Origin of the sequence: Pseudanabaena sp. SR411, from assembly GCF_002251945.1 — a bacterium.
In the GTDB taxonomy this organism is placed as follows: domain Bacteria; phylum Cyanobacteriota; class Cyanobacteriia; order Pseudanabaenales; family Pseudanabaenaceae; genus Pseudanabaena.
Window position 1 is genome coordinate 1 of sequence record NZ_NDHW01000221.1, and the last position, 19,920, is coordinate 19,920.

22 protein-coding genes and 2 pseudogenes are annotated in these 19,920 nt (G+C 41.4%); 9 read left to right on the forward strand and 15 right to left on the reverse strand.

The window, feature by feature from the left end:
- Window positions 1–411, forward strand: a pseudogene (locus B9G53_RS23350) (histone deacetylase); the annotation flags it as partial.
- Window positions 412–531: 120 nt separating this feature from the next.
- Here B9G53_RS23350 and rpsR read toward each other — a convergent pair.
- The 4 genes and pseudogenes from rpsR to B9G53_RS29185 all read right to left on the reverse strand — a co-directional run.
- A complete protein-coding gene (gene rpsR, locus B9G53_RS23355) occupies window positions 532–753 on the reverse strand; it encodes a 30S ribosomal protein S18 (protein WP_055074037.1) in 222 nt (73 codons plus the stop codon).
- A gap of 44 nt (window positions 754–797) precedes the next feature.
- Window positions 798–992 carry a 50S ribosomal protein L33 gene (gene rpmG / locus B9G53_RS23360; protein WP_094535841.1) on the reverse strand — a complete coding sequence of 65 codons (195 nt, stop codon included), beginning with the start codon at window positions 990–992 and terminating at the stop codon, window positions 798–800.
- Between the two features lie 76 nt (window positions 993–1,068).
- Window positions 1,069–1,563 (reverse strand): hypothetical protein, encoded by a 495-nt coding sequence (locus B9G53_RS23365; RefSeq protein WP_369683016.1) that lies wholly within the window; start codon window positions 1,561–1,563, stop codon window positions 1,069–1,071.
- A 12-nt stretch (window positions 1,564–1,575) separates the two neighbouring features.
- A pseudogene (locus B9G53_RS29185) lies at window positions 1,576–1,818 on the reverse strand (DUF2321 domain-containing protein); the annotation flags it as partial.
- Between the two features lie 269 nt (window positions 1,819–2,087).
- On the opposite strand from B9G53_RS29185, the gene B9G53_RS23370 reads away from it, so the two are divergent.
- Window positions 2,088–3,125: an aromatic ring-hydroxylating dioxygenase subunit alpha gene (locus tag B9G53_RS23370; protein ID WP_254923781.1), complete on the forward strand. Its 1,038-nt coding sequence runs from the start codon at window positions 2,088–2,090 to the stop codon at window positions 3,123–3,125.
- 88 nt (window positions 3,126–3,213) lie between these two features.
- Here B9G53_RS23370 and B9G53_RS23375 read toward each other — a convergent pair whose 3' ends face one another.
- Window positions 3,214–3,831 carry a hypothetical protein gene (locus B9G53_RS23375; RefSeq protein ID WP_094535844.1) on the reverse strand — a complete coding sequence of 206 codons (618 nt, stop codon included), beginning with the start codon at window positions 3,829–3,831 and terminating at the stop codon, window positions 3,214–3,216.
- Between the two features lie 133 nt (window positions 3,832–3,964).
- Window positions 3,965–5,011 carry a DUF3326 domain-containing protein gene (locus tag B9G53_RS23380; protein ID WP_094535845.1) on the reverse strand — a complete coding sequence of 349 codons (1,047 nt, stop codon included), beginning with the start codon at window positions 5,009–5,011 and terminating at the stop codon, window positions 3,965–3,967.
- A gap of 45 nt (window positions 5,012–5,056) precedes the next feature.
- On the opposite strand from B9G53_RS23380, the gene B9G53_RS23385 reads away from it, so the two are divergent.
- The 3 genes from B9G53_RS23385 to B9G53_RS29190 are packed head-to-tail and all read left to right on the forward strand — an operon-like array spanning window position 5,057 to window position 5,513.
- Window positions 5,057–5,260 carry a hypothetical protein gene (locus B9G53_RS23385; protein WP_094535846.1) on the forward strand — a complete coding sequence of 68 codons (204 nt, stop codon included), beginning with the start codon at window positions 5,057–5,059 and terminating at the stop codon, window positions 5,258–5,260.
- Window positions 5,257–5,469 carry a type II toxin-antitoxin system RelE/ParE family toxin gene (locus B9G53_RS23390; protein WP_254923782.1) on the forward strand — a complete coding sequence of 71 codons (213 nt, stop codon included), beginning with the start codon at window positions 5,257–5,259 and terminating at the stop codon, window positions 5,467–5,469. Before B9G53_RS23385 ends, B9G53_RS23390 begins: the two co-directional genes overlap by 4 nt.
- Window positions 5,436–5,513, forward strand: coding sequence for a type II toxin-antitoxin system RelE/ParE family toxin (locus B9G53_RS29190; RefSeq protein ID WP_369683017.1), 78 nt, complete (start codon window positions 5,436–5,438; stop codon window positions 5,511–5,513). The genes B9G53_RS23390 and B9G53_RS29190 overlap by 34 nt, the downstream gene beginning before the upstream one ends.
- 3 nt (window positions 5,514–5,516) lie before the next feature.
- Here the strand turns inward: B9G53_RS29190 and B9G53_RS23395 are convergent, their stop codons facing one another.
- The 7 genes from B9G53_RS23395 to nblS form a co-directional block, all read right to left on the reverse strand.
- Window positions 5,517–6,281 carry an ABC transporter ATP-binding protein gene (locus B9G53_RS23395; protein WP_094535847.1) on the reverse strand — a complete coding sequence of 255 codons (765 nt, stop codon included), beginning with the start codon at window positions 6,279–6,281 and terminating at the stop codon, window positions 5,517–5,519.
- A gap of 28 nt (window positions 6,282–6,309) precedes the next feature.
- Window positions 6,310–6,717, reverse strand: coding sequence for a putative toxin-antitoxin system toxin component, PIN family (locus B9G53_RS23400; RefSeq protein ID WP_094535848.1), 408 nt, complete (start codon window positions 6,715–6,717; stop codon window positions 6,310–6,312).
- Complete coding sequence (locus tag B9G53_RS23405; protein WP_094535849.1) at window positions 6,714–6,956, reverse strand: hypothetical protein; 243 nt, start codon at window positions 6,954–6,956, stop codon at window positions 6,714–6,716. The genes B9G53_RS23400 and B9G53_RS23405 overlap by 4 nt, the downstream gene beginning before the upstream one ends.
- A 60-nt stretch (window positions 6,957–7,016) precedes the next feature.
- Window positions 7,017–8,474, reverse strand: a complete 1,458-nt coding sequence (locus B9G53_RS23410; protein WP_094535850.1) for a type I restriction endonuclease — start codon at window positions 8,472–8,474, stop codon at window positions 7,017–7,019.
- 151 nt (window positions 8,475–8,625) lie between these two features.
- Window positions 8,626–8,856 (reverse strand): hypothetical protein, encoded by a 231-nt coding sequence (locus B9G53_RS23415; protein ID WP_094535851.1) that lies wholly within the window; start codon window positions 8,854–8,856, stop codon window positions 8,626–8,628.
- Window positions 8,857–9,003: 147 nt separating this feature from the next.
- On the reverse strand, window positions 9,004–9,636 hold the full coding sequence (locus B9G53_RS23420; protein WP_094535852.1) for a Uma2 family endonuclease: 633 nt from the start codon (window positions 9,634–9,636) through the stop codon (window positions 9,004–9,006).
- Between the two features lie 37 nt (window positions 9,637–9,673).
- Window positions 9,674–11,650, reverse strand: a complete 1,977-nt coding sequence (gene nblS / locus B9G53_RS23425; protein WP_094535853.1) for a two-component system sensor histidine kinase NblS — start codon at window positions 11,648–11,650, stop codon at window positions 9,674–9,676.
- Between the two features lie 59 nt (window positions 11,651–11,709).
- Here nblS and B9G53_RS23430 point away from each other — a divergent pair, with 59 nt between their 5' ends.
- The gene (locus B9G53_RS23430) at window positions 11,710–13,323 is read left to right on the forward strand and encodes a hypothetical protein (protein ID WP_094535854.1); all 1,614 of its coding nucleotides are present in this window, start codon (window positions 11,710–11,712) and stop codon (window positions 13,321–13,323) included.
- A gap of 137 nt (window positions 13,324–13,460) precedes the next feature.
- Window positions 13,461–16,016, forward strand: coding sequence for a DEAD/DEAH box helicase family protein (locus B9G53_RS23435; RefSeq protein WP_094535855.1), 2,556 nt, complete (start codon window positions 13,461–13,463; stop codon window positions 16,014–16,016).
- A 119-nt stretch (window positions 16,017–16,135) separates the two neighbouring features.
- Here B9G53_RS23435 and B9G53_RS23440 read toward each other — a convergent pair whose 3' ends face one another.
- Window positions 16,136–16,525 (reverse strand): type II toxin-antitoxin system VapC family toxin, encoded by a 390-nt coding sequence (locus B9G53_RS23440; protein ID WP_094535856.1) that lies wholly within the window; start codon window positions 16,523–16,525, stop codon window positions 16,136–16,138.
- Window positions 16,515–16,751 carry a hypothetical protein gene (locus B9G53_RS23445; RefSeq protein ID WP_094535857.1) on the reverse strand — a complete coding sequence of 79 codons (237 nt, stop codon included), beginning with the start codon at window positions 16,749–16,751 and terminating at the stop codon, window positions 16,515–16,517. The genes B9G53_RS23440 and B9G53_RS23445 overlap by 11 nt, the downstream gene beginning before the upstream one ends.
- Window positions 16,752–16,897: 146 nt before the next feature.
- On the opposite strand from B9G53_RS23445, the gene B9G53_RS23450 reads away from it, so the two are divergent.
- Entirely contained in the window at window positions 16,898–19,390 is a 2,493-nt protein-coding gene (locus B9G53_RS23450) for an N-6 DNA methylase (RefSeq protein ID WP_094535858.1), read from the forward strand.
- 70 nt (window positions 19,391–19,460) lie between these two features.
- A complete protein-coding gene (locus B9G53_RS23455) occupies window positions 19,461–19,718 on the forward strand; it encodes a hypothetical protein (RefSeq protein ID WP_094535859.1) in 258 nt (85 codons plus the stop codon).
- Window positions 19,719–19,920 lie beyond the last annotated feature (202 nt).

The following is a 19,920-nucleotide window of genomic DNA, read 5'->3' on the forward strand; positions in this document are numbered from 1 at the left end:
AATGGTACACAGGATGCAGTCTGGGATCGTCCTGATATTGCCTATGTGTCCACCCACCAAGCCCCGTTTTATCCGATGACAGGTCGTAAGGATGAGACAGGCGCTCACGGCAATATTTTGAATATTCCCATGCGATCGGGTTCGGCAATGCCTGAATATTTACCCGTATTCGAGCAGCAGATTATGCCATTCCTACGCAACTTTAACCCTGATCTATTAATTATCAGTGCAGGTTTTGATGCTAATGCTGATGATCCTTTGGCGAGTATTTTGCTTAAGCCAGAGGATTTTGGAGTTTTTACTAAGCTCTGTTTAGAGATTACTCCCAAGATTTTATTGGGTTTAGAAGGTGGCTATGACTTTAGTAGCCTATCGCGATCGGTTATTAGTGTCATCGAGCAGTGTCTATAACAAGTGGCGGTGCGAAGCGCCGCCACTTGCGCTACAAAAAAAGGTAGGGGCAATTCATGAATTGCCCCTACCTTTTTTTGTAGCCGTAAATATAGAAGACGCTTTGCGTCTTGATAATTTTTAGCCTTCTTTGTTGATGAAGGGCAACAAAGCAACTACACGAGCTTGTTTAATTGCTGTCGTCAATGCACGCTGTTGCTTTGCAGTTAAACCTGTAATGCGGCGAGGCAAAATCTTGCCACGCTCAGTGATGTATTTACGCAGTAATTCGACATCTTTATAGTCGATTTTGGCAGCAGGCGCGATCGGAGAGAGGCGCTTACGATAAAAAGAGGAGTTCATTGCCATGATTGGGATTACGCGGTTTTGGTGATTAGATTAATGGACTATTTGATTTCTTTGTGAACGGTATGAGAGTTGCAATGAGGGCAGAACTTTTTGAGTTCTAATCTTGCAGTGGTATTACGACGATTTTTCATGGTCGTATAACGAGAGACACCAGGCGATCGCTTATTGGCATTGGTGCGACATTCGGTGCACTCTAGCGTAACGACGAGACGGACACCTTTGTTTTTAGCCATTTTTTTAGTTGTGAGATTATTTAAAAGTGCGATCTACAAGTATTACACAAAACCAATCGAAAAATAGACTAATTTTTTAGTGTCCCTTGGGAACAATAAGAACCTTGATCTCGAAATCATCATTTTTCATGTTCAGATCGTTTTCCAAACCACGAGGATTAGAAATCAAGCCATCAGGGTCGTAGACAAAACAAAATAATTTCTTACAATCTGGATGGGTTCGATAACGTTGTGAATCTACCATCAACTCCTCGCAAATGACTTTATCTTTTAGTGAGGCTCTTGTTTTTTTTACCTCAATAATGATTTTTTCATTCTTCAACAAGAAGTCAACTCTCGAACAGCCCCCAGCATAACTTGGTGTCCATTCTTCAGGACGAATATCATCAAAGTAAATATGCAAGATAGAGTGAAGTAAATCTTGCACATCGTACTCATCATTAACTACTAGAGTTTCACGATTAGTATGTCTAATCTTCAGTTGTTTAACAACCAGATGAAATCTTGAGCAAATTTGTTCGATCAGTTTGAAGTGATCCACTGAAACAGACTCAAAATTCTTAGCAGACAATTTCTCTTTGTTTTTTGTCCAAGGAAAATCAGCACCACAATTCTCACAATGAATAGGTACAGGAGTACGTGAGAAGTCGAAAACGCCATCGATATGATAGTCCCCTCGGATTTCGGAGTTACAGTTAGGACATTTATGAATTGTCTCTGCTCCACAAGTTGCACAGAATTTTTGACGAAATTCTGGAGAGCGGTGGTAGTTATCAGTCGTCTGGTGACCGTTTAAGCAAACTTGTTGAGTATCGTAATATCCCACAGAATTATTTAAAAGCTAGTGATAGTTATTCATACATTTATGGTAATTTATCAGAATTTCAATTGGAAGTTACTTAAAATCCAAAACTTTAGGCATGATATTCAGAAATGTTCAAGTAACTTTTTCTGTAGAGATATAGCCTACATATATTGCCATAAGCCTAAAGCATCTCTGCAACCGAGCAACTAGAATCGTGCAAAGTTATACAGAATAAAACTTTTGCTCGTTGTAACGTCAAGCTCATAGATCTATGCACAGGAGTGATGTTTATGGTAGCAACCAAAGAAGTATCTTTGCCACGCAATTGCACGTTCAGCCCAACTGATTGGCAAGCGCTTGCGCCCTTCTGGTATCCCGTTGCCTTTTCCCATGAAATCACAGCCGACAAGCCCTATGGCACACATTTATTAGACGAAAGATTGGTGATTTACCGAGTTTCTGATGGATCGGTTATTGTTGCCAAAGATCTATGCCTACATCGTGGAGCGCCCCTAAGTTTAGGGTGGATTGAAAACGATCGCCTCGTTTGTCCTTACCACGGAGTGCAATACGACTGTGATGCTAAATGTGTCTTTATTCCCGCTCAGCCCGAAGCCACAATTCCATTAAGACTTAGGCTCAAGACTTATCCAGTAATGGAACGCTATGGGTTAGTTTGGACAAGATTGATTGACAATGGTGAAGTTCCATTTCCTGAATTAGCTGAATGGGAAGATCCAGACTACATTCAGGTGCTACCTGATTCTGTAGATTTGGATGCAGCCGCTGGACGGCAAGTGGAAGGATTCTTAGATGTCAGCCACTTTGCTTTTATTCATGCTAAATCTTTTGGAGAACAAGATAATCCTGAAGTTCCAGACTATACCATCGAGCAAACAACCTCTGGATTCAGAGCTGACTATATTAGTACGGTTAGCAACTATGCCCATGGCATGAAGCATCTAGCTCCACCTGATTTTTTATGGAGAAGACTATTTGAGTTGTTTGTTCCATTTACCGCCAAGTTAACTGTTTTCTTTCCGCATGGCAAACTGCACGTTCTCAATGCAGCGTCGCCGATTTCTGCTCGCAAAACAAGATTGTTTGTACCGATTTGTCGGAACTTCGATAAAGATGCGCCTTTACAAGACACGCTCGATTTTAATGATCAGGTGTTTTATGAGGACAAGGCGATCGTGGAGGAGCAATGGCCAGAGGATTTGCCCATTTGCCTCGCAGATGAGGTACATATTGCAGGTGATAAAAGCTCGATCACTTTTCGGAAAAAGCTAGCAGCGATCGGCTTAGGCAAATCTTTCACTTCCTAGTTTGATATTAATATTCGTGCCGCAAAATGGTAAGAATCGTTTTGCGATTCTTACCATTTTGCGGTTTGTGATCGCATCACTGGATGAATTATTTACCTGAATAAGGTAGTGAGGAGTGGTGAACAATAATGCGTAGCTTACCAGTATCGTCCTTAAAGAACTGCCAAGTCTTATCTACGGTGATCACATTGCCATCTTTATCGGTAAGGGTCACTTTACCCATAGAAGTAGCCGTATCGCCAGAAATAAAGATTCCAATATTCTTACTCTCTACTTTTCGCCAACCATTCAAAGCAAAACCCTTATCTCTCGGAAATGCAGGATCATCCCCGACAAAATAAGCCAAAGCGCTTGCACTGGTAGTTCGGAATGTCTGGGGAGCTGTAGTGAGTGTTGGCTTGAAAAGAACAAGTCCAAATTGGTAACCATAAGCTTCGTCAATCACCTTTCTAGCTAATGCTTTGGCAGCATCTTTTCCCTCTTTATCATATGTTGTGGAAATTGCTACCAATGCGTCTCCCCAAGCTTTTTGGGCTGCTAAAACCTCGCTTTCAGTAATTGCTCTGTTGACAATAGTTGTCTTCAGACTTGAAGGAGCAGTTGTACTCTTAGATTGGGCAACAGATGTCTGGGCTACTAATAGAGTTCCAGAGGCAAATGTAACTGTAGCAAACAATGCCGAAATGCTAATCTTCCAAAACTTCATAATTGTTATAATTTGCAAATATTATGTAGCTAATCGTCTCATAAATTTTGCACTTGGAACAGCAAAACATCGCTTAGACATTTAGGGTTGTTACAGAAATATTCTCTGTAATACCAATTCACGAAAATATTACTTATGTCCTTAAGCTTTGAGGATTAATTCCAGATTTAATTGCGGTTAAAACCCCGATCGCTTCCCAATAATTTTCAACTTGAATTCCCTTTAATCCCAATATTTCAGGTGTGACATTTAGGGCAGTTTGGTTTTCCTTGACAAAAATAGTTTGGACATGGGGAAGTGGATTAAGTGCTAGTAATCCTGCACCACCACAGGCGCTATAGGGCGTAATGATCGCATCAATCCGATCAGCCGTAATATCATCAGCATTAAATAAATTAGGCGATGTAATGATTTTCGGAGCGCGGCTCAACCCGACTAGTACACAGGGTAAAAAGGTATAGCCTAATTCCTCAGCCGCCGCACGAGGTGACACACTGGGATCGAGGGGCAATGGTTGCAAAGCGGGAGCATGGGCGCAGGGTATGGCAAACTCGCGCACGATCGCATGACTGATGACTGCTTCGGCTCCTGCTAGTGCATCAACGCCCTTACCTTGGCGATAGTTTTGTAAGGCTTCGCTATCAGGATCATCAGGAAATCTGGCGACAACAGCGATCGCTTCTACTTGAGAAACTTTAATTAACTTCTCAGCGGCTCTCAGTAAACTATCGAGATTAGCGATCGTTCCCCATGTCGCACCCGATTCTCCTGATCTCAGTTCCACACCAAGATCGAGATCGGTAACTAGTACATCGGTAATATTTAAACCCAATGTTGCCTGTGCTGCGGCGATCGCTTGACGATGACGTAACTCTAAATCTGCTTCCATACCGCGATCGAGAATTACACCAATGCGATTTGAGCGCACAGGTCGCAATCCCCAGTCACCCTTTGCCATACGATCAATGGCATAACCCTCGGTATATAAAACATTTGGCATCGACCAATATAAACTCGCGCCGTTTAAGACATTTGGATGTGTAATTAAGTTATCAGCTATTGAGGCGATCGCTCTTGCCACTGGCAATGCATCCCCTGCATAACCACCGATCGCCGCATTAATGCCCGTCGGTACTAGTAGCAACACATTAAAAGATTGAGACAAGGATTTTAAATTCATGAATGCTAGAATTAGCGCCTAGATGTAATTTTGGTGAGGTAAGCTATGACTCTCAAAGAGCGATTAATTGAAGAGTTAAGTGAAGTGCCTGATGCTCTAATTGTAAAAGTTATTGATTTTCTGCACGCACTCAAAAATCAACAGCTTGAGGACTATGAAGATATCGCAGATGCTCATGCTGCTTTAGCAACTATTGAGACTAAAGGCACTATTTCTTGGGAAGAGTTGAAAGTGGAAATCGGTGTATGACTTATTACATCGAATTTGCTAAGCCAGCCGCTAAGCAGTTAAAGGCTTTATCTCCTCAAGAACAACAACGCATAAAATCAAAAATTGACGCTTTAGTCGATTGCCTCGCCCCGATGGCGTGGTCAAACTATCAGGAGAAGATGACCTTTACCGAATTCGAGTTGGTGACTATCGCATCATTTACCGCATTCAGAATAACCACCTACTGATTTTAGTCTTGAAAATTGGTCATCGTAGAGATGTTTATCAGTAAAAGCTATGAACCTAAATATGCTTCTAAAACTTTAGGATCACTTTGAACTTCAGCAGGTGAACCATCGGCGAGGTTGTGACCTTCGGCTAAGACCCAGACGCGATCGCATAGGGACATAATCACATCCATATTGTGTTCGATAATCAAAAAGCTTAAGCCTTCTTGATTTAACTTGTGGATCAGGCTACAAATTTCTTCAATCAAAGCAGGATTTACTCCCGCCGCAGGTTCATCCAGCAGAATCAATTTAGGATCGGTCATTAAGGCGCGGGCAATCTCTAACAATTTGCGCTGACCACCCGACAGACAACCCGCATAGTCATCTGCCATCCTGATTAAGCCGACTGATTCAAGAATATGTCTTGCTTTTTCGCGGTTTTCCCGTTCTTGTGTGGCAATTTTCTGCCCTTGGAACCAAGTATTCCAAAACTTTTCGCCGACTTGACCTTGTGCAGCTAGCAGCATATTTTCTAGCACTGATAGGCGCGACAGGACTCGCGGCACTTGAAAGGTGCGAATCATGCCGAGTTTGGCGATCGCATGGGGTGGCTTGCCTTGAATTGGCATTCCGTCAAACTGCACTGTGCCGCGATCGGGCTTAAGGAAGTTAGATAACAATCCAAAAAATGTGGTTTTTCCTGCCCCATTGGGACCAATTAATCCTGTGATGCTTCCTGCGGGTACTTCAATGCGGGCATTGCTAACGGCATGAATGCCGCCAAAGGATTTCGAGATGTTTTCAGCTTTAAGTATTGGGGCGATCGACATAGATTTCGATAGTTAGCAGTTGGGAATACTATGCAAATAAGTTAACAAAGTCTGTGGCTTTAGCGATCGCAATATTCTGATGTTGACTAAGTGACAGAATGTGTTTATCACCTGTAATTATATGCGTTGCATAACCAGCTACAGCACATTCAATCACCATATCGTCATCAGGATCATTAGGCACAACTTTAAGTGTTCCAGAAATTGTCACTATCCGCGAAAATTTCTGTATTTCATCAACTGCTAATTGAGTTTTTTCTTCAGAGAATTTAAATTTTAGTAATAGCTTTTCAGCAAATTCATCTAAAATTTCTTGGCAGGTTACAGACTCTATTTGTCCAATTTTTGCTAGTGCTAAAACTCGAAATGGACTTCCAGTTTGTGAGAACAATGCAGAAATTAGGATGTTTGTGTCAAAAACAACAATGTATTTCATGGAGCTTCATGTAAAACTTCATCAATAAATTCTTCTCTTTCTGCTTCTGACATCTTTTCCCAGTCGTATCCTCTATCTTTTGCTGCAAGTTTGACTTTATCAGCTCCATAGCTAGACAAATCTTGCCATTCTTGCCATTGAGAAATCAATAAAAACCTAAATATTTCTATTTTTTGTTCTTGTGGTAGTTGTTTAACAAGTTCCACAACTTGTTCGTTACTAAGTGTTATGCTTGGCATTTTCTTGTCCTGCAATAAACCATTAAATATTACTTATGATTAACGACAAACTTTTAGTGTCTATGAAGTAATTGTGAGAAAAGATTCTTTAATATTTTTTGAGTATTTAAAAATCTCATCAATACTTGCAATCTTTTGTTTGGAGTTATGGGGGTAGAAACTAATACTTTTATTCTGACTATTTAACCAAAGTCTACAGATACATTTAGTTGTCATGTTGTCAAAAAGTATATTGAAATAACTAGCTGTATCTTTGTAAGTAATCTTATTAAGATCAGCAACTTCACTTAAAATTGATTTGACAATATAAAATGCTTCAAGTTCTTCTTGAGTTGTTTCAACTCCATTAGTTTTAGACTCAATAGGATCAGGCTCGATCTTGATATTTTCAGAAGGATTAACAAAGTTAGAAGGATTGCTATCCTCAATTACTGATTGAAATTTATCCTTGACCCATTCATTTAGGAATTGATTGAGAGAACGTTTTACAATGTCAGAAAACTTATTTACTACTGCCTGAGTCTTGACACCAGCATACAGAGGCTCTGGGTTACCATAGGATAAAAAGAACTTTACAAATTCTGGTGAAGGTTCAGCAAACTGTTCTGCAATTATTTTCTTAATCTCATTAGTGTATTTTAAATCACTAGCATTATCTCTCAAGTCATTAGGTTGAAAAACAGACTTAGAAAACTTTCGCAGTTCAGCAATATCTCCTTCCTGATGTTCTAGCATATTGAACTCAAAAAATGGCTTTGAGTCCATAATGTTGTCTTTTTCAATATCAGTAAAGAATTTATAAATAATCCCATTAGTTAACAAACCAAATCTGGCATGAGTCGCATTAAAATACTTGAATAACTGAGAAATGTTTTGAGGCTTATTTAAATTTTCTCCAATAGATTTGCATTCAATAAGTATTATTGGTTTTTCATCACGCAAAATTGCATAGTCAACCTTGTCTCCCTTGACCTCAGGAGCATCTGCTCCAAATTCAGGATAAACTTCCATCGGATCAGAAGTGTCATAACCAAGTGTTTGCAGCAAAGGCACTATCAAAGCACTTTTAGTTGCTTGTTCATTATTTCTGATCATCTCCGAATCTTTGAGCTTTATGACTTTCTCGCTTACAGTTCTAATCTGCTCAAAAAACTCTAAAGGAACTTTACCCGAATAAGAACTTATAGGAGCAGCAGGTTTAGATTCAGTTTCTTGTTTAGGATTATCTATTTGTAAAGACATATTCCATGCAGCAGCTTGAGTATTTAACTTTCTGCCATAGATCGCAAACCTCTTAAGTAGACTTAGTTTTAACTTACTGATCTCTTGTTGAATAATAGGCAAAAAAACTTGTTGCTCTGGCGCTTCTGCTGCTTCCAGAAGAATAGGATAAACATCTCCCTTGGGATTCATTAATTTGATAGTTACGCCTTTAGGTTGTAACACGCGATTCAGATTGCCATATACCAGCTTTAATTCATTTTGGATAGCGCTATCTGGCGTAGTTACTTGAGACATGACGATTTAGCTAGAAATTTTGACTTATAGACAATTCTAGCGCTTAATATCACACTATATAATCCCAAAAAATCCCATTTTTTCTCGTTAGTTGGTTAATGTGTCTTTTAGCGAGTATTTATTAACATGGGATAATCCCCTACTCAACTTTTTACTGTGGCTTCTTTGTCCGAGGTTTCTTTGTAGAGATTTTTTGTAGTTTTTGGATTTGTTTTAGGGTTAGCCCAGTTAACTGAGCCACTAAATCTGGAGACATATTAGAACGCAACATATTGAGCGCAATTTGGTTAGTTGCTTCAACCTTGCCCTTAGCTAAACCCTCAGCTTTGCCTTTAGCTAAACCTTCGCGCAAAATTTCTTGATAGACAACTGATTCTTCCATGATCTCACTCCTGAGTAACCTTTGAATTACTTCATGATCTAATGCTAACCCAGAGATAATCGCTGTGGCAGCAGCGACATTACTAGACTGACATCGCTTGCACAGGAGCAGCGACCGCAATTTTGATTAACGAACAATATGTCTACCCTACAATTGAGAGCTATCAAGAAAATCAACATTTTCATAGAGGGCAGATAAGGGGAATTGGAGATCGATGCTAGTTATCTGAATAAGAGGATCATCTTTCTCAAAAGTTGTCTGCTCGATCGCTATAGACTGATATTCCCAAGCCCGATCGCTATGCCTTTGATAAACTTCGACACTAGGACGCTCTGAGTCGATTAGGACATAGGCTTGCAGCGTATCGATCGACATATAACTTTGCTGCTTAATACCGCGATCGCGTGCTTCGGTAGTAGGAGATAAAACTTCCGCAATCAGCACAGGATATTGCAAAAAATCACGGGAGAAGCGATCGCGATCGTCACAGGACACAACCACATCAGGATAATAATATTTCCGAGATCTAACAAGAACTTTGGCATCACTGACCGATACTTTGCATCCTTTTCCTCGCAGATGCGGTATGAACAAGGCTGCTAAATTGGCAGGAATTTGGCTGTGAGGGATTGTGCCGCCTGTCATCGCAATGATTTTCCCGTTTTCATATTCATATTTTTCTTCTTGCTGACTTTCCCAAACAAGGTACTCATCGGCAGACATGATGATTTGATGATCTTCTTTGCTTACTTCTAGAATTAGCTTTGGTTGGGCAATCATCGACTTAATCTCCTAAAACAACATTTAGTCACAATTCCTAAACCGTCATCGCCTGAACAGGAGCAGCGATCGCGCCTATAACTGGTAACTCACAACGATCTTGATACACGCTTAAGTCAAACCAGAATGTTGTACCAACACCGACCTCGCTCTTGATATGGATCTCACTGTGATGCTTTTCGACAATATTGCGAACAATCGATAGACCTAAGCCTGTACCTTCAAGAGTGTGAACTTTATCTTCGACACGATAAAAGCGATCAAACACGCGATCGCAGTCTTCGGGAGGAATACCATGTCCTGTATCTTCCACCTCGACACGGATATAGTTAACGGTGCGATGGGGCTGAGTGGTGGTTTGATCTTGCCAAGGATAGATCCGAATCGTGACTTTGCCGCCCATATCCGTAAATTTCAGAGCATTGCCAACTAAGTTAGATAACACTTGCAAAATCAAATCATAATTGCCCCAGATTCTCTCCAAATCTGGCTCAATTTCATGAATCAGCTCAATACCTTTAGATGAAGCATTGAGTTTATACGTTCTTACTGTTTGCTCCACAGTCTCTGATAGATCGATCGCTGAGAAATGATATTGACGACCTGACTCTAATCGAGATAGATCCAGCACATCATTGACTAAGCGTGTAAGTCGATCAGTTTCGTTATTTGCTGTACCGAGAAATTCTTTTTTCTGATCTTCGCTTAGTTCATCACCATACTCGTGCAAAGTCTCGATAAAGGACTTGATGTTAAATAAAGGCGTGCGTAACTCATGGCTAACATTACTAATAAATCGACTTTGAGCAGCATTTAGCTCCACCTCACGGGTGATGTCCTGAATCGTGATCGCAATCCCCTTAATGGCATTACTAGAACTTAAGACACTGGTAATCCAAATCCGAAAGGCATGGGCTAGCACTGAATCACCCTTATCGCCTGAAGCCATAATCCGAAATTCGCCCCCTTCACGATCGCCTGTGGCAATCTGCATTAGCGATCGCCCTAAATCAGCACTGAGTCGCTCAGGCAGAATATTCAAAATGCTTTTGCACTTCCAGTCCCCCTTCACAGGCTCTTGATCCCAACCCATAATCTTGATCGCCGCAGGATTGGCTAGCACGATCCGCATGTCGGAGTCGAGTAACAATGCGCCATCGGCGATCGTCGATACTAGAGTTTCTAGCTTGGCTTTTTCGGCGGTCAATTCCTCAATATTTTGCTCCTCATACTTTTTGAGGCGTTGCGCCATGTCATTAAAGCTACGAATTAATTCCCCCAATTCGCCACCAAAGGGCAAGTCAATACGTTGTTTAAAGTTGCCACTAGCAATATTTTGCACACCCGCCACCAATTCCCGTAGTGGTCGCGTAATCGTCACTGAGTTGGATGCTGCCCCCAAAATTACCATCGCCCAGATCGATACAAATACAGCCGTAGTCACATCTAACGTTAGACTCGACGAGGCTACCGCCGTGGGATTAGGATTAATCCCGATCGCAATAATTCCTAAAGATTTGCCTTCATGCTGCAAATTTACAAATATATCCGTAACTTCACCCTGTGGCGTAACATGCTGCCTGACCAAAGGGCGATCGGGGCGCATCATTGGATCTTCGGGTAACTGAATACGTCGTCTGATACTTAAAGAATTTTTGACTTCATTAGAGTTAAACGGAATTCCGTAAAAGATCTCACCATCAGGATCGGCGTAAAGAATATAACGAATGCTAGAGCTACTATCGTAAAACTCTTTAGATAGACGAGTTAACTCTGTGAGATTATTTTTGGCAACTAAGGGAGCCACATTAGCGGCAAGTAATAACCCCAAATCTTTGCCAAAGCGCGTATCATTGAGGCGAGCATCGGTCTGAATATCGTTGACAGCCCAAAAGGTGACAGCACTCATCAGCAAAGAAACTAATAGCGTAATCAAAGCCATTAGCTTGGTTTGTAACGAAAATTCTGTCCACCAACGTCGGGTTGTATTGTAAATTTGAAGCAAAAAGTTCATCTTTTTGTAGTCATTTGGTTGGATATTGTTGGATATTTGTATGGCTTTTCGTTTAATATGTGCGATCGAAACGCAAGGATGAGGATCTCAAGATGGATGAGGCTAGCATTGTCAATGCGATAGAGGCAGACCTTCAAAACTATAAGGTAAAAACCCAAATCCGCCGCAAAGAATCTCAGTTACATGTTCTGATCACCAGATCAGATGGTGATGATGTTGACTATGCCTCTCTCTATGATATTGTGAAACGCCGTATTGATAAGCTGCCAATCGAGGGGGCAGATAGTTTAGTTGTATATGGTAGGTTGTCTGGGGCTAAGCATCCAGAATGGCACAGAACAGCAGAGATTAAGCCACCTTTACCATTAATTGAACTTGATCTTGAAGAACTTGAAGAATTCGACGATATCGGCGCAATTGAAACCCTGTCATTTAACAGCGATGAGACAGAGATTCAGTCCTCAAATCTTGAATCTGATCTTCCTGATGACTTAAAAAGTTTTAAAAGTAGTATCGAAAATGATCTAAAAACAGCCGCTAATAAAGCAGGGCATAATGATATCCATGCTCCTGAGCAGGACGAAATTAAGAATGTCAAGACTGAGGATTTTGATTTAGACAATCTCGACTTGCAATTAGATAGCCTGCCGCAAAATAATTTTGAGCTAGGAACGTTTGACGAAAATCCGTTTGAAGTAAATAGTCAAGAAGCAAAACGGCGATCGCCTTCAGAGCAGAAAGAATCTTGGACGGATCAGGATGAGGACTTCAGTTTAGATTCTCCAACTGTAGCTGCGATGCCGATGCCTTTACCACCACCTCCACCACCCACCGTCAGACGCACTACCAAAAAGCCTGCTCCTACTATCGAGACAGCCAGTGAGACGATCAAGACTGCTTACCCTAGGGACAAGTCATTAATGTTTTCCGTGGCTTTTGGCGTAGCGGCGATCGCCATTGTCGGCATTTGCGGATGGTTAGTGTGGGATCGTTCTAATCAGCAACAATATCTGGCCAATGCAAGGAACTTCAGTAACCAAGATATTAATCCTAAGAAAATTACGAAGCTAGAAACTCTCACTGGCACACGCAATCGTTTACAAAGGATCATTTCGCAGCTAGAAGAAATTTCTGATCGACCTGCTTCGCTATATGCTGATGCTCAGTCTGAGCTAGCAACGCTGCGCCCAAAACTAGCTGAATTTGATCGCAAAATCAATGTCGAACAGGCGGCTAATAAAAATCTAGAATCCTCAAAGAATGCCACGATTGAGGCGGCGAAGTTAACCCAAAATCCGCCACATAAGTCAACTGTTTGGAAATCTGCCCAAGAAAAACGGCAACAAGCTATAAAGCAGCTAGAAGAGATTCCCACTGACTCTGTTTTATATGGTGATGCTCAACAACGCATCAAAGCTTACCGTACAGAATTAGTCCAAATTAGCAAATGGGTAGAAATCCAACAAAGGGCTGAGTCAGCAGTTATTACGATCAATCCTGCTACGGTAAATCAGCTTAAACAGTTGAAACCTAAAGCTCCAGAAAAGCAGAAGTTTTTACCGCAATGTCAAACTATTTTGCAACCACAAATCTCTAATGCTGAATCGCAGAGAACAGGATTGCCAATCCCTGCTTTGACTAGCTATCTATGTGCCTATTTCTGGGATTCATAGAAAGTTACTCATGACTTAGTGCGATCGCCTTCATCTTCGCCAAGGAGTTGGCAAAGATGAAGGCGATCGCTAGTTGTCATATAATGAAATAAAGCAGAAAATTTAAGCTGTGTTTTAGGTTAACACGGGGGCTTAAAATGGGAAATAATGAAGCGACAGCCCGAATTAAGATCAATAGGTTGCTTGAGGCTGCTGGTTGGCGTTTTTTTGCGGAAGGGGGACAACCTGCGAATATAGCGCTTGAGGCAGGGACTGAGATTACATCTATGGATTTGGATGAGTTTGGGGAGAACTTCGAGAAGACGAGAAGGGGTTTTATTGATTTTTTGTTGCTAAATGACAAGGGCGTTCCGTTTATTGTTTTGGAGGCAAAGGCGGAGAGGCTTAATCCGCTTGTAGGCAAAGAACAGGCGCGAGATTATGCAAACTCACAGAAATGTCGTTTTGTAATCTTGTCTAATGGGAACTCGCACTATCTATGGGATTTGGAAGGCGGTAATCCAAATGCTATTGATGAGTTTCCTAGCCCTGCGTCGATGATGGGTTATCAAAAGGCTCTGCCTAAGCCCGATCGCCAGAAACTTGTGGATGAAATGATCGATGATGATTATGTGGCACTGACGCAGGTTCCTGATTATCGCAGTAATGCGGGTTGGCAGAATCCAACGGAGCGCGAAGATTTTATTGGGAAGAATAAGTTGCGCTTTTTGAGGGATTATCAAAAACAGGCGATCTCGGCTTTACAGGATGCGGTGAAAGAGGGGAAAGATCGCTTTTTGTTTCAGATGGCGACGGGGACAGGAAAGACTTTGACTTCGGCGGCGGTGATCAAGTTGTTTTTGCGGACGGGGAATGCGCGGCGGGTGTTGTTTTTGGTTGATCGCATTGAGTTAGAGGAGCAAGCCAAGAAAGCTTTTGATCTGCTACTTAAAAATGACTATAAGACTGTGATTTATAAGGAAAATCGAGATAATTGGCGGTTTGCTGATGTTGTAGTGACTACGGTACAGTCATTGCTGGTGAATAACAAATATCAGGATCAATTCTCACCGACAGATTTTGATTTGGTGATTTCCGATGAGGCGCATCGCTCGATTGGGGGGAATTCACGAGCGGTATTTGAGTATTTTATTGGCTACAAATTAGGGCTGACGGCGACACCGAGGGATTACCTGAAGCAGTTTGATCGGGCTAAGCCCACGACTAAAGATCCGCGAGAATCTGAGCGGCGGGTGATGTTGGATACCTATCGCACTTTTGGCTGTGCAGATGGGATTCCGACTTTTACCTATGGTTTGAATGATGGGGTGAGGGATGGTTTTTTGATTCAGCCGACGGTGGTGGATGGGCGTACAGGAGTAACGACTGAGCTTTTGTCTAAGGATGGGTTTGTGGTGGAGTTTACTGATGAGGAAGGTGAAAAGACAGAAGAGAGTTTTAAAATTCGGCAATTTGAGAAGCGCTTTTTTTCACCTGCGACCAATCAGCTTTTTTGTAAGACTTTTTTAGAGAGGGCTCTGCGCGATCCGATTAGTGGCGAGATTGGGAAGTCAATTATTTTTGCGGTGAGTCAGCCCCATGCGCTGAAGTTGACGCAAATTTTGAATGAGATGGCGGATCGGATATTTCCGAATCGATATCAATCAGACTTTGCGATACAGGTGACATCACAAATTACGGACGCTCAACAGTTTACGAGTAATTTCACAAATAACAATTTACGCGGTACGGCGAATTTCTTAGAAACCTATCGCACTAGCAAGACACGGGTATGTGTGACCGTGGGGATGATGACAACGGGTTATGATTGCCCTGACTTGTTGAATTTGGGGCTATTTCGTCCAATTTTTTCGCCGACAGATTTTATCCAAATTAAGGGACGGGGGACTCGTAGGCATAATTTTTTGAATGATTTACATGATCCAGATCTCAAGGGCAGCATTAGGGAGCCAGAAAAGACTAGTTTTAAGTTGTTTGATTTCTTTGCGAACTGTGAATATTTCGAGAAAGATTTTAAATATGATGAGGTGTTGGCTTTGCCAAAGCCGAAAAATGAGACTAAAGGTGAGAATCAGGGTAATCGCAATGATGATGGTGAGACGGTGAAAGGGATTGGCAGCTATGAACATCTTGGGAGCGATATTTTGTTGAGTCTCAAGGAAGAAGCGATCGCCTATGGTGGCATGAAGATTGATCGCTTATATTTTGAGCGTTTTGAGGAGGTGATTCGCAGCGATCGCGAATTGGCGGCGGCGATCGAGGTCGGACATTGGGAAAAGGCGATCGCCTATGTGAATGAGAAATTTTTTGATAATTCTGAACAATCCTACACTTTGGAAAAGTTGCGGAAGGCGGCGGCGGTGGATCGGCGGCTGGAGGTGCGGGAGATTTTGGAAAAGATTTTTGGGTTGATTCCGAGATTTAAGTTGAAGGATGAGTTATTGGAGGAGGAGTTTGAGAAGTTTGTGGCAAACTATCAACCTAACGAGTCTATTCCTGCGATTAAGACCTATTTTAAGGCTTATGTGACTAATGACCAGATTCGGAAAATCATTGAGGGAAAGAACTACATGGAATTAGCGACAAATGCATTTTTTTCGATGAATGATTTTAAGGCTGTGCCAAAGTCCTATCGTGATTTGATTCCTGAGTATGTGAGGGAGTTTGTATCTTTGGAGAGGTTTGTTAGTTGAATTGGGAATTATTTAATTACGAATTACGAATTACGAATTGGGAATTGGGAATAGGGAAGAAGCTTTTTTAGGGTGAGGTTTAGAGGCGCTTGCGCCACAAGTTAATTCGTAATTCGTAATTAAATAATTCGTAATTCTTCCCATCTCGCATGGGCATAGTTTTCAAGGATTTTGTGATCTTTGCTCAGTAGGATATTTTCGTTAACCATTGCGTTTGCGACAATGAGGCGATCGAAAACGTCTCGAGTCCATGTAATTTGCATGGCTTGTTGAATAATTGAACTAAAGTCTTTCTGGCAAATTTGTAGGTTTGCTTGATTGGCTAAATATTCAATTATTTGATTTGGAGATGAGCCTAATCGTCCAATCTCGTATAAATATTGCAACTCTAAACGAATCATTGGAGAAATAGAGATATCGTTTTCACGGATCAAATTCTCAGCTAAAGGTGACAGCTTGTTAACAGTATCTCCGTAAAGCCAAATTACAACATGGGTATCAAGGTAAATTAAGGTTTATTTCATGCTCCCAAGAGATGTTTAGAAGATCGTCAGGATCGCCAATATATACTTCTGGGTGAGGTACAAGATTGTCAAGTCTGTTTTTTTTCTGTACTGGCAATATTTGAAAACGTTTGCCTTGCCAATCAAGTTCTATGGGATCGCCTGTGGTGGCGATTTCTTCTAGGAGGTTTATAAAGTCGGTGGTGAGTTTATCTACGGGTATGGTTTTCATATATTCAATTAGGAATTACGAATTACGAATTACGAATGGGATGTAGGTACTAGGGATTTGGGGTATGGCTAAGGAGTTATAATATTCTACCAATTTACGATTTTGCAATTCGTAATTGATAATTCGTAATTCGTAATTGATTAAAAATGTTAGACACTGAAACTAAACGCCGCATTGATACTGCTCGTGACATTTTGGTGGGGAAGGTTCCTGATCCGAAGTCACAGGTGGAACAGATTACGATCGCTCTCATCTACAAGTTTATGGATGATATGGATGCGGAGGTGGAAGAGTTGGGGGGCGATCGCACTTTTTTTGCGGGTGACTTTGCGAAGTATGGCTGGGGACGGTTGATGAGTCCGACGGTGGGTGGGCATGAGTTGCTGAACCTTTACAGTGAGGGAATTAGCACGATGCCGCAGAATGCGGGGATTCCTGCGTTGTTTCGAGATATTTTTAAGAATGCGTATCTGCCTTATCGTGATCCTGAGACGCTGAAGAGTTTTTTGAAGGTGATCGATGGGTTTACCTATGATCATTCGGAACGGTTGGGGGATGCGTTTGAGTATTTGCTGTCGGTGTTGGGTTCGCAGGGGGATGCGGGTCAGTTCCGCACGCCGCGCCATATTATTGATTTTATGGTGGAGGTTTTGCGTCCGCAAAAGGGTGAGGTGATTCTCGATCCTGCTTGTGGTACGGCGGGGTTTTTGATTTCGGCGTATAAGCATATTTTGCGGACTAATCTGGATGCTCAGGGGAATAGTACGCTTACGCCTGATGAGAAGGGGCTGATGGCGACTAATTTTAAGGGTTATGATATTTCGCCCGATATGGTGCGGTTGTCGTTGGTAAATCTCTATTTGCATGGGTTTAAGAGTCCGCAAATTGTTGAGTACGATACTTTGACTTCTGAGGATCGATGGAATGAGTTTGCGGATGTGATCCTTGCGAATCCGCCGTTTATGTCGCCGAAGGGTGGGATTAAGCCCCATAAGCGGTTTTCGATTAAGGCGAAGCGGAGTGAGGTTCTGTTTGTGGACTATATGGCGGAACATCTTTCGCCAAGGGGTAGGGCGGGGATTATTGTGCCTGAGGGGATTATTTTCCAGAGTCAGACTGCTTATAAGGATTTGCGAAAGATGTTGGTTGAGAATTCGCTGGTGGCAGTGATTTCACTTCCTGCTGGGGTTTTCAATCCTTATTCTGGGGTGAAGACTTCGATTTTAATTCTTGATAAGTCTTTGGCGAAGAAGACGGATAAGATTGCGTTTTTTAAAGTAGAAAATGATGGGTTTGGTTTGGGAGCGCAAAGGCGAGAGGTTTCTGGTGGGCAGCTTTCACAGGTTCAAATCGAGTTAGCAGAATATTTGCAAGCTGTTCGTAATCAAGTTTCAACTGATGATCTTGAGTTCTCGCTTGGGTTGATTGTACCGAAAGAGAAAATTGCAGCGAATGGTGAATATAATTTGAGTGGAGAGAGATATAAAACAGTAATCTCTAGTAGTAGTAATTTCCCTATGGTGAAATTGCAAGAGGTTGTAGAAAATATGCATCAGGGGATAAATACGGCTGGATTAAAAATCGAATTTGTTGAAACGGGTGTTCCGATTATCCAATCGAGAAATATTACTTCTGGTTCTCTTGATTTCGACAATATGAAATATATGTCATTGGGAGATTGGGATATTTACCGCGACAAATATAAGCCTTGTATAAATGACGTGCTTTTTACTAATATTGGAACGATTGGGAAAAGTATTGTTGTTACGAAAGAAGAAGATTTTCTAATTCATTGGAATATTTTTATTATTAAGCCAAGTGAACAGCTAAATTCTTTTTTCTTAAAATATTGCTTAGATCATTTAGTTGCTATTGATTTCTTTAAGCAGTTCCAGAGAGGTGGAACTGTCCAATTTGTAAGTAAAGAAAACTTATCCTCAACTATAATTCCGCTCCCCCCGATCTCTATCCAACAAGAAATAGTCGCCGAAATCGAGGGCTATCAAAAAGTCATCAACGGCTCTCGTGCAGTCATTGATAATTATCGACCTCATATAGCGATCAATGCTGATTGGGATATCATTCCACTTGAAGAAATATGCGAAATTCAACGCGGTAAGTTTTCTCACAGACCACGAAATGAACCACGCTTTTATGGTGGTAACTATCCATTTATTCAGACAGGCGATATTGTAAGAGCAAACGGTGGAAAGATTACATATACGCAAACTTTGAATGAAGATGGATTATTAGTAAGTAAAATGTTTCAGCCGCCTGTAGTTGTAGTAACAATTGCTGCAAATATTGGTGATACAGCCGTTCTTGATTTCCCTTCCTGTTTCCCTGATAGCGTAGTTGGACTCACTCCAAAAGAAGGAATAGAACCTTACTTTTTAGAATTGATGATGCGAACTCAAAAGCAATACTTAAATGATATAGCTCCGCAGGCTGCACAGAAAAACATTAATATTGAGATTTTGAAAACGGTTAAAATTCCAGTTCCATCTCTCGAAACCCAAAAAGCGATCGTTGCTGAAATCGAAGCCGAGCAAGCCCTTGTCAACGCCAACCGTGAACTAATCGAGAGATTTGAGAAAAAGATTCAAACAGTCCTGAATAGAATTTGGGGAGGGGAATAATTCCTAATTCGTAATTCCTAATTTATAAATTTGCTATGATAAACCCAAACATATAGCCTAAGCCAACGCCATGACGATCGCCCAAATTGAAAACCTTATTCGTTACGTCACTGATGCAGAAGGCAAAGCAACCGATGTGCTTGTCCCCTTAGAACTTTGGCAACAGCTAATCCATTCTTTAAATACTGATAATGTCAGTGGATTGGCTTGGATTGACGAACAAGAACCCAAAGAACAAATATTAGCCGACTTACAAGAATCTGTCAGACTTGCCGCCGCAGGACAAACATTCCCAGTATCACAACTTTGGGAAGACGCTACAGCATAAATCTATGATCGAAGTTCGCTTTACCTTACCGTTTATCCGCCGTCTAAAACCCCTAACCAAACGTTACCGAAAAATTCAATCCTACATTCCGCTCGTAATGGAAGGGTAAAATAATTACCGAAAATCAAAATCATCGAAAATCAAAAAAGAGGAGGTAAATATTAATACAGAGATGAAAGTATCGAATCTAGACCATCTAGGG

Excerpts from the sequence above, each read along its gene's own strand:
- B9G53_RS23395 (WP_094535847.1), bottom strand. The coding sequence starts at position 6,281 with ATGTCGATCGCCCCAATACTTAAAGCTGAAAACATCTCGAAATCCTTT.
- B9G53_RS23400 (WP_094535848.1), bottom strand. The coding sequence starts at position 6,717 with ATGAAATACATTGTTGTTTTTGACACAAACATCCTAATTTCTGCATTG.
- rpmG (WP_094535841.1), bottom strand. The coding sequence starts at position 992 with ATGGCTAAAAACAAAGGTGTCCGTCTCGTCGTTACGCTAGAGTGCACC.
- B9G53_RS23380 (WP_094535845.1), bottom strand. The coding sequence starts at position 5,011 with ATGAATTTAAAATCCTTGTCTCAATCTTTTAATGTGTTGCTACTAGTA.
- B9G53_RS23375 (WP_094535844.1), bottom strand. The coding sequence starts at position 3,831 with ATGAAGTTTTGGAAGATTAGCATTTCGGCATTGTTTGCTACAGTTACA.
- B9G53_RS23370 (WP_254923781.1), top strand. The coding sequence starts at position 2,088 with ATGGTAGCAACCAAAGAAGTATCTTTGCCACGCAATTGCACGTTCAGC.
- B9G53_RS23455 (WP_094535859.1), top strand. The coding sequence starts at position 19,461 with ATGACGATCGCCCAAATTGAAAACCTTATTCGTTACGTCACTGATGCA.
- B9G53_RS23385 (WP_094535846.1), top strand. The coding sequence starts at position 5,057 with ATGACTCTCAAAGAGCGATTAATTGAAGAGTTAAGTGAAGTGCCTGAT.
- B9G53_RS23435 (WP_094535855.1), top strand. The coding sequence starts at position 13,461 with ATGGGAAATAATGAAGCGACAGCCCGAATTAAGATCAATAGGTTGCTT.
- rpsR (WP_055074037.1), bottom strand. The coding sequence starts at position 753 with ATGAACTCCTCTTTTTATCGTAAGCGCCTCTCTCCGATCGCGCCTGCT.
- B9G53_RS23390 (WP_254923782.1), top strand. The coding sequence starts at position 5,257 with ATGACTTATTACATCGAATTTGCTAAGCCAGCCGCTAAGCAGTTAAAG.
- nblS (WP_094535853.1), bottom strand. The coding sequence starts at position 11,650 with ATGAACTTTTTGCTTCAAATTTACAATACAACCCGACGTTGGTGGACA.
- B9G53_RS23450 (WP_094535858.1), top strand. The coding sequence starts at position 16,898 with ATGTTAGACACTGAAACTAAACGCCGCATTGATACTGCTCGTGACATT.
- B9G53_RS23405 (WP_094535849.1), bottom strand. The coding sequence starts at position 6,956 with ATGCCAAGCATAACACTTAGTAACGAACAAGTTGTGGAACTTGTTAAA.
- B9G53_RS23445 (WP_094535857.1), bottom strand. The coding sequence starts at position 16,751 with ATGAAAACCATACCCGTAGATAAACTCACCACCGACTTTATAAACCTC.
- B9G53_RS23410 (WP_094535850.1), bottom strand. The coding sequence starts at position 8,474 with ATGTCTCAAGTAACTACGCCAGATAGCGCTATCCAAAATGAATTAAAG.
- B9G53_RS23420 (WP_094535852.1), bottom strand. The coding sequence starts at position 9,636 with ATGATTGCCCAACCAAAGCTAATTCTAGAAGTAAGCAAAGAAGATCAT.
- B9G53_RS23415 (WP_094535851.1), bottom strand. The coding sequence starts at position 8,856 with ATGGAAGAATCAGTTGTCTATCAAGAAATTTTGCGCGAAGGTTTAGCT.